Origin of the sequence: Microbacterium sp. T2.11-28, assembly GCF_950097975.1 — a bacterium.
Taxonomy (GTDB): domain Bacteria; phylum Actinomycetota; class Actinomycetes; order Actinomycetales; family Microbacteriaceae; genus Microbacterium.
Map to the genome: position 1 here is coordinate 1 of NZ_CATNHF010000006.1, position 12,670 is coordinate 12,670.

General features: G+C 73.1%; 12 protein-coding genes and 1 tRNA gene. 4 read left to right on the top strand and 9 right to left on the bottom strand.

Features of this window, described 5'->3' with window-relative positions; translation table 11 throughout:
- Nucleotides 1–105 precede the first annotated feature (105 nt).
- The gene (locus tag QQZ13_RS06200) at nt 106–1,119 is read right to left on the bottom strand and encodes a tRNA (adenine-N1)-methyltransferase (RefSeq protein WP_284528222.1); all 1,014 of its coding nucleotides are present in this window, start codon (nt 1,117–1,119) and stop codon (nt 106–108) included.
- Complete coding sequence (locus QQZ13_RS06205; RefSeq protein WP_284528223.1) at nt 1,116–1,796, bottom strand: HAD family phosphatase; 681 nt, start codon at nt 1,794–1,796, stop codon at nt 1,116–1,118. Before QQZ13_RS06205 ends, QQZ13_RS06200 begins: the two co-directional genes overlap by 4 nt.
- A gap of 172 nt (nt 1,797–1,968) precedes the next feature.
- Between QQZ13_RS06205 and QQZ13_RS06210 the strand changes: the two genes are divergently transcribed.
- Complete coding sequence (locus tag QQZ13_RS06210) at nt 1,969–2,832, top strand: PAC2 family protein (protein WP_284528224.1); 864 nt, start codon at nt 1,969–1,971, stop codon at nt 2,830–2,832.
- Between the two features lie 66 nt (nt 2,833–2,898).
- Here the strand turns inward: QQZ13_RS06210 and QQZ13_RS06215 are convergent, their stop codons facing one another.
- From QQZ13_RS06215 to QQZ13_RS06235, 5 genes are all read right to left on the bottom strand, one after another.
- Nucleotides 2,899–3,735 (bottom strand): undecaprenyl-diphosphate phosphatase, encoded by an 837-nt coding sequence (locus QQZ13_RS06215; protein WP_284528225.1) that lies wholly within the window; start codon nt 3,733–3,735, stop codon nt 2,899–2,901.
- A 9-nt stretch (nt 3,736–3,744) separates the two neighbouring features.
- Nucleotides 3,745–5,043, bottom strand: a complete 1,299-nt coding sequence (locus tag QQZ13_RS06220) for a M20/M25/M40 family metallo-hydrolase (protein ID WP_284528226.1) — start codon at nt 5,041–5,043, stop codon at nt 3,745–3,747.
- 86 nt (nt 5,044–5,129) lie between these two features.
- A tRNA-Leu gene (locus QQZ13_RS06225) sits at nt 5,130–5,214 on the bottom strand.
- 69 nt (nt 5,215–5,283) lie between these two features.
- Nucleotides 5,284–6,390, bottom strand: a complete 1,107-nt coding sequence (locus QQZ13_RS06230; RefSeq protein WP_284528227.1) for a VIT1/CCC1 family protein — start codon at nt 6,388–6,390, stop codon at nt 5,284–5,286.
- A gap of 99 nt (nt 6,391–6,489) precedes the next feature.
- The gene (locus QQZ13_RS06235) at nt 6,490–8,313 is read right to left on the bottom strand and encodes a DEAD/DEAH box helicase (protein ID WP_284528228.1); all 1,824 of its coding nucleotides are present in this window, start codon (nt 8,311–8,313) and stop codon (nt 6,490–6,492) included.
- An 80-nt stretch (nt 8,314–8,393) separates the two neighbouring features.
- Here QQZ13_RS06235 and QQZ13_RS06240 point away from each other — a divergent pair, with 80 nt between their 5' ends.
- Entirely contained in the window at nt 8,394–9,266 is an 873-nt protein-coding gene (locus tag QQZ13_RS06240; RefSeq protein ID WP_284528229.1) for an SGNH/GDSL hydrolase family protein, read from the top strand.
- 6 nt (nt 9,267–9,272) lie between these two features.
- Here QQZ13_RS06240 and QQZ13_RS06245 read toward each other — a convergent pair whose 3' ends face one another.
- The gene (locus QQZ13_RS06245) at nt 9,273–10,100 is read right to left on the bottom strand and encodes an RNA methyltransferase (protein WP_284528230.1); all 828 of its coding nucleotides are present in this window, start codon (nt 10,098–10,100) and stop codon (nt 9,273–9,275) included.
- Between the two features lie 174 nt (nt 10,101–10,274).
- On the opposite strand from QQZ13_RS06245, the gene QQZ13_RS06250 reads away from it, so the two are divergent.
- The gene (locus tag QQZ13_RS06250; RefSeq protein ID WP_284528231.1) at nt 10,275–11,126 is read left to right on the top strand and encodes a Sir2 family NAD-dependent protein deacetylase; all 852 of its coding nucleotides are present in this window, start codon (nt 10,275–10,277) and stop codon (nt 11,124–11,126) included.
- Between the two features lie 64 nt (nt 11,127–11,190).
- A complete protein-coding gene (locus QQZ13_RS06255) occupies nt 11,191–11,796 on the top strand; it encodes a histidine phosphatase family protein (RefSeq protein ID WP_284528232.1) in 606 nt (201 codons plus the stop codon).
- A 29-nt stretch (nt 11,797–11,825) separates the two neighbouring features.
- On the opposite strand, the gene QQZ13_RS06260 is transcribed toward QQZ13_RS06255, so the two are convergent.
- Nucleotides 11,826–12,662 (bottom strand): CoA ester lyase, encoded by an 837-nt coding sequence (locus QQZ13_RS06260; RefSeq protein WP_284528233.1) that lies wholly within the window; start codon nt 12,660–12,662, stop codon nt 11,826–11,828.
- Nucleotides 12,663–12,670: the final 8 nt, after the last annotated feature.

Here is a 12,670-nt window from a genome sequence, read left to right on the forward strand (position 1 = left end):
GGACGCTCGCAGGTGGCGGGGGCCGCCGCCGACGAACAGCCCACGAGGGCCAGGGCGGTCAGGCCGAGGACGGCGAGAGAGGCAGGGATCCGGCGCAGCACCGGATCAGTCTACGGCGTCGCCGGTGTCGCCCTCGGACGCGCGGCGGGCGCCGTCGACGGCGCGCTGCGCCTCGCGGACCCGCTTGCGCAGGGTCTTTTCCGTGATCTGGCGGTCGCCGACGGCGCCCGGGGTCCACGCCTCCACGTCGGCGGCGGCGTAGCTCGGCTTCTTCAGCGCGCGCTTGCGCACGTCGGGCGGCACCGCGCCCGGCGCGAGCCGCCGCGCGGTGATGAGGAAGCCGGTGTGGGCGACCATGCGGTGATCGGGCCGCACGGCGAGACCCTCGACGTGCCAGCCGCGCACCATCGTCTCGGTGGCCTCCGGCTCGGTGAACAGCCCGGTGCCCCGCAGGTACTCCGCCACACGGCTGAGCTGGGTCGCCGTGGCGATGTAGCACAGCACGACGCCCCCGGGGGTGAGCGCGTCGGCGACCGCGTCGATGCACTCCCACGGGGCCAGCATGTCGAGGATCACCCGATCCACCGTCCCCGGCGCCACGGCCGTGGGCAGCTCCTCGACGAGGTCGCCGACGACGACGCGCCAGGTGTCGGGGTAATGGCCGAGGAAGGTCTCCACGTTGGCCTCGGCCACCTGGGAGAACTCCTCGCGCCGCTCGAAGGAGACGAGGCTCCCCTCGGACCCGATGGCGCGGAGCAGCCAGAGCGACAGCGCGCCGGAGCCGACGCCGGCCTCCACCACGGTCGCGCCGGGGAAGATGTCGGCCGCCGCGAGGATCTGCGCGGCGTCCTTCGGGTAGACGATGGCCGCGCCGCGCGGCATCGACATCACGAAGTCGCGCAGGAGTGGGCGGAGGGCGAGGTACTCATGACCGCCGCTGTTGACGACGACGGAGCCGTCCGGCTGCCCCGCCACGTCCTGGTGCTTGAGGACGCCGTGATGGGTGTGGAGCTCGCCGCCCTCGCGCAGGGTCACCGTGTGGAGGCGCCCCTTCGGTCCGGTCAGCTGCACGCGGTCCCCGTAGCGGAACGGTCCGCTCGGTCGCAGGTCGGTGTTCACGCGGGGGTCTCCTGGCGGTGGGCGGCGTGGAAGGCCGAGAGATCGGCGGCGGTGCGCCCCTCGAGCGTGGCCCACAGCTCGTGGGCGCCGACCCCGACGAGCGAGACGACGTTCGGGACGCCGATCGACGCGATCCCCGCGGCCAGCGCGGACCGCAGCCCGTTCGGCGAGTCCTCGATCGCGACGACGTCCTCGGGACGCACGCCGAGCGCCTCGCACGCCTGCAGGTAGGGGTCGGGGAACGGCTTCGGGCGGTCGACGTCGTCGCCGGCGACGACCAGGTCGAAGGCGTCGAACTCGATCAGCTCGACGATCTCGACGGCCATCCTGCGCATCGACATCGTGACCAGGGCCGTCGGGACCCCTGCGGCGCGCAGGCTCTGCAGCAGCTCCTTGGCCCCCGGACGGAAGGGGACGCCCTCGGCGCGCAGCTGGGTCATCACCTCGGCGGTGAGGTAGTCGATGATCTCCGCGACAGGCATCCGGACTCCGGCGTCCTGCAGGATGCGACCCGCGTCCTCCAGGCCCATGCCCACCATCTGCAGCGACTGCTCGTGGGTCCACGTCCCGCCGAACCGCTCGACGAGCGGCGCTTCGGCCGCGATCCAGTAGGGCTCGGTGTCGACGAGGGTGCCGTCCATGTCCCAGAGGACGGCGGCGGGGAGGGCGGAGCTCATCGTTCCATCGTATCGAGGGCCCGTGGGCATCGAAGGCCCGTCGGCTCCCACGCCCGTCGCATCCAGGGCCGTCGTATCGAGCGCCGTCGTATCGAGGCCCCGGGGCGCGCCGTCCCCGTGCCGGCCGCGCGGGCGTATCGTGGGGGGACGCCTCACGGACGGAAGGAGCGGGGTGGACGGTCTGGGTCAACGCGTTCTCGTCATCGCCTTCGACGGGTGGAACGATGCGGGCGAGGCGGCCTCCGCAGCCGTCGCGCACCTGCGGGCCACCAGCGAGTACGAGTCGGTCTACGCGGTCGATCCGGAGCTCTACTTCGACTACCAGTACACGCGCCCGCACGTGCGCCTGGCTGCCGACGGGTCACGGGAGCTCGTCTGGCCCGACGCCACGCTCTGGCGCCCCCCGTACGGCGCCGAGGGCCCCCGGCTGTGGCTCCTGACCGGCGTCGAGCCCGCCCGCGCGTGGCAGGCGTTCGCCGCCGAGCTCGTCGACGCGGCTCTCAGCGAGGACATCACCGGCATCGTCGCCCTGGGATCGATGATGTCCGACGTCCCCCACACCCGGCCGATCTCCGTCTTCTCGGGCAGCGACAACGAGCAGCTGCGCACCACCCTCTCGCTGGAGCGTCCCACCTACGAGGGCCCCGTCGGGATCCTGAGCGTCCTGAGCGCGGCCGCCGAAGAGGCGGGGATCCCCACGGTGGCGCTGTGGGCGAGCGTCCCCCACTACGTCGCCGGACACACGCCGTCGCCGAAGGCGACGCTTGCTCTCCTCGACCGGCTCGCCGACCTGTCGGGGGCTGCGCTGGACCGCGGCCAGCTGCCCGCCGAGGCGCTGGCCTGGGAGGCATCCATCGACGCGGCGGCGGCCGACGACGAGGAGATGACCGAGTACATCCACCAGCTGGAGGCCACGCGCGACACGTGGGACTCCCCCGAGGCCTCGGGGGACGCCATCGCGCAGGAGTTCGAGAAGTACCTCCGGCGCGGCGGCGAAGGGCCGCACAAGCCCGGCCGCGACGACCCACGGCGCTGACGCCGCTCGGCGCCGCCCGCAGACCTGCGCTCGCCGCAGGCGGGCGGGCTCGCCGGGCCTGCGGACTCAGTACGCCTGCATCACCCCGGTGGCCAGCAGGATCAGGAGCACCACGCCGAGCGCGAGCCGGTACAGCACGAACGGCAGGAAGCTGCCGCGGCTGAGGTAGCGCATGAGGAAGGCGATGACGGCGAGGCCGACGCCGAACGCGACCACGGTCGCCACGCCGGTCTCGAGCATCGTGAACACCTGGGCACCCGGCTCGCGGATGGCGTGGTACAGCTCGTAGAGTCCGCTGCCGAACACCGCCGGGACGGCGAGCAGGAACGCCACCTCGGCCGCCGCGGGCCGGGTGTAGCCGAGCGCGAGCCCCATCGTGGTCGTCGCGCCCGAGCGCGAGACGCCCGGGATGAGGGCGAGCGCCTGCGCGAGACCCAGCGACAGGCCGTGCGGGTAGGTCAGGTCCTTCTCGGTGCGGGTGCGGGAGCCGAGCGCGTCGGCGGCGCCGAGGAGCAGGCCGAAGACGATGAGGACGATCGCCACCAGCCAGAGGTTGCGGAACGTGTCGCGGATGATGTCCTGGAAGAGGAAGCCGAGCACGCCGATCGGCAGGGTGCCGATGATCACGATCCAGCCCATGCGCGCGTCCGGGTCGTTGCGGGGCACACGCCCGGTCAGCGAGCGGAACCACTGCGCGATGATCCGCATGATGCGGCTCCAGAAGTACACGAGGACGGCCAGTTCGGTGCCGATCTGGGTGATCGCCGTGAAGGTGGCGCCCGGGTCCTGGGCGGCCGGCAGGATCTCGCCGACGATCCGCAGATGCGCGCTCGAGGAGATCGGCAGGAACTCGGTCAGCCCCTGGACGATGCCGAGGATGATCGCGTCGAAGAAGGAGCCCATGGAAGCCTCTCAGTAGGTGCGGATCAGATCGGTGAGCACGCGCTGGCCGAACGTCAGCGCGTCCAGCGGAACGCGCTCGTCCACCCCGTGGAACATACCGGTGAAGTCGAGGTCCCGCGGCAGGCGCAGCGGAGCGAATCCGTAACCGGCGATGCCGAGCTCCGCGAGCGCCTTGTTGTCCGTGCCGCCCCCCATCAGGTAAGGGATGACGGGGACGCCCGGGTCGTGGGTCTCGAGGGCGCCGACCATCGCCTCCACCAGCGGACCGGCGAAGGGCGTCTCCAGACCGATGTCGCGGTGCGAGACCTCGACGACGATGTCGTCGCCCACGATGCGCTGGATCTCGGCGAGCACCTCGTCCTCGCGCCCGGGCAGGGTCCGCACGTCGATCGTCGCGACAGCCGCATCGGGGATGACGTTGTGCTTGTATCCCGCGGTCAGCCCCGTCGGGTTCGTGGTGGTCCGCAGGGTCGAGCGCAGGAAGCCCGCGGCGGGTCCGGTCCGGTCCGCCACCGCATCCGGGTCGGATGCGTCGGCCCCGCAGAGGGCGGCGAGCCCCGCGACAGTCTGCCGGGTGGTGTCGGTGAGGGCGACCGGCCAGGACGTGCGGCCGAGGGCGGCGACCGCCTCGGCGAGCCGCGTCACGGCGTTGTCGGGGTGGAACCGGCTCCCGTGGCCGGCGACGCCCCGCGCGCGCAGGCGCAGCCACACCAGGGCCTTCTCCCCCACCTGCAGCAGGTAGGCGCGCCGGTCGCCGACGGGGATGGAGTAGCCGCCCACCTCGCTGATCGCCTCCGTCGCACCGGCGAACCAGTCGGGCCGGTCGCGCACGACGAGCTGGGAGCCCTCGACGCCGCCGTTCTCCTCGTCGGCGAAGAAGGTGAGGATGAGGTCGCGCGCCGGCTGCTCGCCGGCGCGCAGCAGGCTCCCCACCGACGCCAGGATCATCGCGTCCATGTCCTTCATGTCGACCGCGCCCCGGCCCCACAGCATGCCGTCGCGGATCTCGCCGCCGAACGGGTCGACGCTCCAGTCCTCGGCGACGGCGGGCACCACGTCCAGGTGCCCGTGGAGGACGAGAGCCGGCTTGTCGCGGTCGCGTCCGGGGATGCGGACCGAGAGATTCGTGCGTCGCGGGACCGGCTCGTAGTACTCGGGGGCCAGGCCGAGGGACTCGAGGTGGGACCCGACGTACTCGGCGGCCTCGCGCTCGCCCGCCGAACGGCCCTCGCCCCAGTTGGTCGTGTCGATCCGGATCAGGTCGCGCGCGAGGCGCACGACCTCGGGCAGTTCGTCGGGCTCGGACATGCGCTCCACGCTACCGGAGCGGGCCGCGCCGCCCCGCCATCCCCGGGAATGCGAAAAGGGCCCCGATCGGGACCCTTTTCGTTCTGTGCGCGAGGGGGGACTTGAACCCCCACGCCCTATACGGGCACTAGCACCTCAAGCTAGCGCGTCTACCTATTCCGCCACCCGCGCATGGGTGTGTGGTTGTCACCAACCGAGGATCGAGCCTAGCACGTTCCGTGCGCGGCTCCGAACCCGGCCTCAGGCGACGGACACCCCGAACAGCAGGCCGAGGAGGTAGGTGATCGCCGCCGCCCCGAACCCGATCGCGAGCTGCCGGAGCCCGCGCCGCAGCGGCGGCGCCCCCGACAGCAGTCCGACGGTCGCCCCGGTCGCCAGCAGCGCCACGCCGACCATCGCCAGGGCCAGGGCCACGGCGGGAAGACCCGAGAGTCCGAACAGCCAGGGCAGGACGGGGATGATGGCGCCCGAGGCGAAGAACAGGAAGCTCGAGCCCGCCGCTCCGAGCGCGCTGCCGACCACCTCGTGGTCGCCGCCGCGCTCGTGCACGCGGACAGCAGTGCCGGTGTCGGAGCCCTGGGCCGCGGTGACGATCTCTCGCGCGTGCGCCATGGCCTCCTCTTCGTCCATGCCGCGCGTCCGGTAGACGAGCGCGAGCTCGTTCGCATCGATGTCCAGCTCCGCCAGGACGTCGTCGGCGTGGTCGTTCGGCTCGGTCGCATCGAGCAGCTCGCGCTGCGAGCGCACCGAGACGTACTCCCCCGCCCCCATCGAGAGCGCCCCCGCGAGGAGGCCGGCGATCCCGCTGAACAGGACGAACTGCGGGGCCACGCCGGTCGCACCGATGCCCATGACGAGCGCGAGGTTGGAGACGAGCCCGTCGTTGGCGCCGAAGACGGCGGCGCGGAACGTGCCCGACAGGCGGCGGCGCCCCCGCGCGGCGAGCCCGCGGACGACCTCGCCGTGGATCTTCTCGTCGGCGGCCATCCGCGAGGTCGCGAACGGCTCGGAGTCGTACGGCGACCGCGCCTCCGCGTTCTGGGCCAGCGCGAGCACGAAGATCGAGCCGAACCGGCGCGCCATCCAGCCGAGGATCCTCGAGCCGGCACTCGGCGACGGCAGCCGCGCCGGCTCCCCGCCGAGCAGTTCCAGCCAGTGCGCCTCGTGGCGCCCCTCGGCGTCGGCGAGCGCGAGCAGGATGAGCCGCTCCTCGCCCTCGCGCCGCTCGGCGAGCTCCCGGTAGACCCGGGCCTCGCTGCGCTCGTCCACGAGGTACTGGGCCCAGCGGCGCCGGTCGCGGGAGGTCGGCTCGGCGGGGGTCGGTCCGGATGGCGGAGTCGTGCTCACCCGTTCACGGTAATCGGCGCGCGGGGGCCGGATCCGCCGTTTTGCGGCATTGCCAGCATTTCGGGGATCCGAACCGGACGCGGGTGACGCGGTGCGCCCTCAGGCCCGGACGCGTCGCCGCATCACGTCGATCCGCGCCTGCAGCTGCGCCACGGTCGCGCGAGCGACCTCGGGGCCCCCGCACACGCGACGCAGCTCGGCGTGCACGGCGCCGTGCGGCTCCCCGCTCTGTCGCGCATACAGGCCGACCAGGCTGTTGAGCAGCTGGCGCTGCTCCCGCAGCGTGCGATGCAGCGGCGCGGGCAGGTCGTCGGCGGGCGCTCCCGGTGCGGCGACATCCGCCGACTTCTCGCGCAGGCGTCGGTGACGGGACTGACGCGCCTGGCGCTGCATGAGCAGCTCGTGGACGTGCTCGGGTTCGAGGAGTCCCGGCAGTCCCAGGAACTCCTCCTCCTCCGGCGTGCCCGGGACAGCGAGCTGACCGAACTCCTTGCCGTCGTAGAGCACGCGGTCGAAGTGGGCGACCGAGCCCAGCGCCTGGTACGTGAACTCCTCGGTCAGCGCGTCGGAGGCCTTGTCCTCCCGCTCAGCGGACTCGAGGAGGTCGTCGTCGAGTCCGTCCTCGCCGTCGCTCTCGCGGTCGAGGGCGTGGTCGCGCTCGCGCTCCAGCTCCCCGGCGAGCCCGAGCAGCTGCGGGACGTTCGGAAGGAACACGGAGGCCGTCTCGCCGCGGCGGCGAGCGCGCACGAAGCGCCCGATGGCCTGGGCGAAGAACAGCGGCGTCGACGCGCTCGTGGCGTACACCCCGACCGCCAGGCGCGGGACGTCCACGCCCTCGGACACCATGCGCACCGCCACCATCCACCGCGACGTCGACTGGGCGAACGTCTCGATGCGCCCCGAGGCGGCCTTGTCGTCGGAGAGCACGACGGTCGGCGGCTCACCGGTGATCTCGCGCAGGATCGCCGCGTACGCGCGGGCCGCGGTCTGGTCGGTCGCGATGACGAGGCCGCCCGCGTCGGGCACGTCCTGGCGCACCTCGCTCAGGCGGCGGTCGGCGGACTGCAGCACCGCCGGGATCCAGTCGCCTTCCGGGTCGAGGGCCGTCCGCCACGCCTGAGCGGTGATGTCCTTCGTGTTGTCCTGGCCGAGGTGGGCCTCGAGCTCGTCGCCCGCGCGCGTGCGCCACCGCATCTTGCCCGCGTAGACGAGGAAGAGCACCGGGCGGACGACGCCGTCGGCGAGTGCGCGCCCGTAGCCGTAGTTGTAGTCGGTCTTCGAGAGCCGGATCCCCTTGGCATTCGGGTGGTACTCGACGAACGGGATGGGTGCCGTGTCGCTGCGGAAGGGCGTTCCCGACAGGAGGAGACGGCGGGTGGCCCGGCCGTAGGCTTCGCGGAGGGCCTCTCCCCAGCTCAGCGCGTCACCGCCGTGATGGACCTCGTCGAGGATCACGAGCGTGCGCGCGTCCATCACCAGGCGTTGATGGACCGATGCCTTCACCGCCACCTGGGCGTACGTGACTGCGACGCCGTGGTAGTGCCGAGCGGGTGCGTGGTGCCGGTTGCTGAAGCGGGGGTCGAGCCGGATCGAGACCCGGGCGGCGGCGTCGGCCCACTGCGTCTTGAGGTGCTCGGTGGGCGCGACCACCACGATGCGGTCCACGACGCCCCGGCGCAGGAGCTCGGAGGCCAGCCGGAGTGCGAAGGTCGTCTTGCCGGCGCCGGGCGTGGCGGCGGCGAGGAAGTCCCGCGGGCCGTTCCCGACGCCGTCGGGGCCGTCCGCGGCGAAGTAGGCCTCCAGCGCCTCTGCCTGCCAGGCGCGGAGGTTCTGCGCCGTTCCCCAGGGGGCGCGCTGCGGGAACGACGGCGACAGATGCTCGGCGGCGAAGCTGCCGAAATGCGTCTGCTCGTCCCCTGTCACGAGTGACCACCCTAGACGCTCGCGAGCGGGAGTAGCCTCGAAGCGACCCCCAGGACGGCACTCGCTGCCGAGGAAGAGACATGCGCAGAAACGAACCCTCGTCCGACGACCACCGCACTCCGTATGTGCCGAATGAGATCGCGCACCCCTGGCGGCGGATGGTCTCCATCGGAGACTCGTTCACCGAGGGCATCGGCGACCCGATCCCGGGGCCCGACGGCGGCCATCGCGGCTGGGCTGACCGCGTCGCGGAGGTCCTCGGCTCGCAGGTGGACGACTTCGCCTACGCGAACCTCGCGGTGCGGGGGAAGCTCATCGGTCAGATCGTCGCCGACCAGGTCGAGCCGGCGGTGGCGCTCTCCCCCGACCTCGTCACCTTCTCCGCGGGCGGCAACGACGTCATCCGCCCCGGCGGCGACCCGGACGAGGTGGCCGCGCAGTTCGAGGACGCCGTCGTGCGCCTCTCGTCGCAGGGCGCGACGGTCGTGGTGTTCACCGGAATCGACACGAACTTCACGCCGGTGTTCCGCGGCATCCGCGGACGCGTGGCGATCTACAACGAGAACATCCGGGCCATCGCCGACCGGCACGACTGCATCGTCGCCGACCAGTGGGCGCTCAAGGAGGTGCAGGACATGCGCTTCTTCGACGACGATCGCCTGCACTACAACGCGCTGGGCCACCACGAGGTCGCGCGGATGGTGCTGCGCGCGCTCAACGTGCCCAACGACCTGCAGCCGATGCAGCCCGACCCGCTCCCCACGATCACCTGGCGCGCCGCGCGCGGCAACGACATCGTCTGGGCACGCCAGTACCTCGTCCCCTGGGTGCTGCGCCGTCTCCGCCACCAGTCCTCGGGCGACCACATCGCGGCCAAGCGTCCCGACGCCCTCCCCATCGAGACGGTGGCGCCCGCACGCGATCGCAACGCCTCGCCGGGCTCACCGGCGTAGCGGACGTCAGACGGCGTCGCCCCCAGCGGGGCGGAGAGCCCACAGCGCGACCGCGGTCGCGGCGGCGACGTTCAGCGAGTCCACTCCGCCCGCCATGGGGATCGTGACCACGGTGTCGGCGGCGGCCAGTGCGCGCCTCGACAATCCGTCGCCCTCGGTGCCCAGGAGCAGGGCCACGCGCTCGGGGCGGTCCGCGACGAACGCGTCGAGCGGGACCGCGTCGTCGGCGAGGGCGAGGGCGGCCACATGGAGTCCGGCGTCGTGCAGCACCGCTCCCGCCTCGGGCCACGCGGGAAGGCGCGTCCACGGCACCTGGAACACGGTGCCCATGCTCACCCGCACGCTGCGGCGGTAGAGCGGATCGGCGCACCTGGGGGTCACGAGCACCGCATCGGCGCCGAGTCCCGCCGCCGCGCGGAACGCGGCACCCACATTGGTGTGGTCGACGATGTCCTCGAGGACGAGCACCGTGCGCGCCCCGGCCACGACCTCCACCACCGCAGGGAGGGCCGGCCGGTGCATCGCCGCGAGGACCCCGCGGTGGACCGCGTACCCGGTGAGCGCCTCGGCGACGGTGCCGGACACGACGTACACCGGCACGTCGCCGGCGCCCGACGAGGAGAGCAGCGCGTCCGCCTCGTCGAGCCACTTCTCCTGGACGAGCACCGAGCGGGGCCGGTGACCTGCTGCGAGCGCGCGGGCGAGCACCTTCGCCGACTCCGCGATGTACAGCCCTCCGGCCGGCTCGAGCACCCGCCGCAGGGCGATGTCCGTCAGGTCGCGGTAGTCGGCCAGCCGCGGATCGGCGGCGTCGTCGATCCGGGCGATGTCCATCCCTCCACTGTCGCACGCCGCCGCGCTCCCGTCCGCCTCGTCCCCCGTCCGCCTCGTCCCTGTCCGCCTCGCCCCCTGTCCGCCTCGACGGAGGCCCGGCGAGGCGCGTGCCGTAACATGCCCGAAAACCTGCGGGCGTAGTGTCGAGGTGACGCGACGAGAGGGGGGGCGACGATGGTGAGCGTGCTCGACCTCGATCACGGCACGGCCGCCGCGCTCGGCCGCGCCGTGGACGCGCTCGCGGGGCGGCGCATCGCCGTCCTCACCGGCGCCGGCGTCTCGACCGACTCCGGGATCCCCGACTACCGCGGCAAGGGCGCGCCGACCCGCACCCCCATGACCGTGCAGCAGTTCCTCTCGAGCGAGGACGCACGCCGTCGGTACTGGGTGGGAAGCCATCTCGGCTGGCGCACGTTCGCCGCGTCGGCGCCCAACGGCGGCCACGAGGCCATCGCCGCGCTGGAACGCGCCGGCGTCGCCACCGGCGTCGTCACGCAGAACGTCGACGGCCTGCACGTGCGCGCGGGGAGCCGCCGGGTGGTGGAGCTCCACGGGACGATGCGCCGCGTGTTCTGCACCCATTGCGGTCAGGTGTTCGATCGTCGCGATCTCGCCGTGCGCGTGGAGGCCGACAACCCCTGGATCACCGTGCCGGAGAGCGTGAGGCTGGGCCCGGACGGAGACGTGCTCCCCGAGTCCAGCGACGGCTTCGTGATCCCCGCGTGCAGCGTCTGCGGCGGCATGCTCAAGCCCGATGTGGTGTTCTTCGGGGAGTTCGTGCCGGTGGAGAAGTTCAACGAGGCCGAGCAGCTCGTCCGCACCAGCGACGCCCTGCTCGTGGCGGGTTCGTCTCTGGTGGTCAACTCGGGCGTGCGGCTGGTCGAGCGCGCCCGCCGCCGCAAGCTGCCGGTCGTGATCGTCAACCGCGGCCACACGCGCGCCGACGCGAAGGCGACCGTGAAGATCGATGCCGGCACCACCGAGGTCCTGCAGGTGCTCAGCACGGCCCTCACCGCGCTGAGGTGAGGCCGCCGTGCGCCGCCGGCCCCGCGGCCGCCGACGGCGCCTGCGACGCGGTTAGGCTCGAAGGGTGACCACCCTGACCCTCGTCCGCCACGGCGAGACCGACTGGAACCTCCGCCGCCTCATCCAGGGTTCCACCGACATCCCCCTGAACGACACCGGCCGGCGGCAGGCCCGCGACGCGGCCGACCTGCTGCGCGAGCGACTGGCCGGGGACGCGCCCCTCGTCGTCGCATCGAGCGATCTGTCCCGGGCCCGCGAGACCGCGGCGATCATCGCCGAGGGGCTGGGTGCCGCGGAGCCGCGCGCCTACGCACAGCTGAGGGAGCGCAACTACGGCGACGCCGAGGGGGTCGACATCGGCTCGTTCCGCGAGCGCTGGGGCGACTGGGACCACGCGGTGGTACCGAACGCCGAGGCGTGGGCCGATGTCCGGGTGCGGGCGCTCGCCGGACTGCGCGCCGCGATCCGCGATGCGCGGCGCGCGACGTTCCCCTCCGCGCCCTCGCTCGTCGTCGTCTCCCACGGCGCGCTCATCCGCGAACTCATCCGGCACGCCACGGCAGGCGAGTTCCCCGCCCCGGGCGAGCGCCTCGCGAACGGATCGGCGCACACCTTCCTCGTGGAGCGCGACCGTCTCAGCCTGCTCGACTACGCCGGCATCCGGGGCTGACCCAGGCCGACCGGGGCCGGTCGCCGCACTCAGTCCGCGCGCTGCAGCACCGCGCGCGCGTGCCTCAGCACGGGCTCGTCGACCATGACGCCGTCGTGGCGGAAGACGCCGCGCTCGCCCTGCGACGCCGCCAGCACCCCGCGGGCCCACGCGAGCGTCGCGGCGTCGGGACGGTACGCGTCGCGCACGACCGGCACCTGAGCCGGATGGATGCAGGCGGTGGCGGTGAATCCGCTCGCGGCGGCGTCACGGGCCTCGCGGCGCAGGCCGCGCTCGTCGCCGATGTCGAGGTGGACGGCGTCGATCGCCGCCTTGCCGGCCGCGCCCGCCGCCAGCAGGACGCGCGCCCGCGCGAAGCGGGCCACGTCGCGGTAGCCTCCGCCGCGCTTGCGACTGGAGGTGCCGCCGAGCGAGGCCACGAGATCCTCCGCGCCCCACATCAGCGCGACGACGTTGTCGAGTGCGGCGAGCTTCTCGGCCGCAGCGACGCCCGCGGCCGTCTCGCACAGCGCGATCACGGCGAAGCGGGGATCGAGGCGGCGGATGCGCTTGGGCGACGAGGCCTTCGCGACCATGACGGTCCGGAAGTCGGTCTGCGACAGCGTGGCCATGTCGGCGTCGAAGTCCTCGCTCCCCGGCGGGTTGACGCGCACGACCACACGGTCCGGGTCGAGCTGCGCGTCGATGAGATGTCCGCGAGCGGCGGCCTTGGCATCCGCCGCGACGGCGTCCTCGAGATCGAGGATGACCCCGTCGGCCCGGGCGAGCGCCTTCTCGAACCGCTCCGGGCGATCGGCGGGGCAGAACAGGAGCGCCGGGCCGGGGACGGCGGTCCCTGGCTGCTCGAATCCGGAATGCTGGCTCACGCTGTCAC

Bases quoted from the DNA above. Each gene is read 5' to 3' on its own strand.
- QQZ13_RS06205 (WP_284528223.1), bottom strand. From the start codon at position 1,796: ATGAGCTCCGCCCTCCCCGCCGCCGTCCTCTGGGACATGGACGGCACC.
- QQZ13_RS06215 (WP_284528225.1), bottom strand. From the start codon at position 3,735: ATGGGCTCCTTCTTCGACGCGATCATCCTCGGCATCGTCCAGGGGCTG.
- QQZ13_RS06220 (WP_284528226.1), bottom strand. From the start codon at position 5,043: ATGTCCGAGCCCGACGAACTGCCCGAGGTCGTGCGCCTCGCGCGCGAC.
- QQZ13_RS06245 (WP_284528230.1), bottom strand. From the start codon at position 10,100: ATGGACATCGCCCGGATCGACGACGCCGCCGATCCGCGGCTGGCCGAC.
- QQZ13_RS06240 (WP_284528229.1), top strand. From the start codon at position 8,394: ATGCGCAGAAACGAACCCTCGTCCGACGACCACCGCACTCCGTATGTG.
- QQZ13_RS06250 (WP_284528231.1), top strand. From the start codon at position 10,275: ATGGTGAGCGTGCTCGACCTCGATCACGGCACGGCCGCCGCGCTCGGC.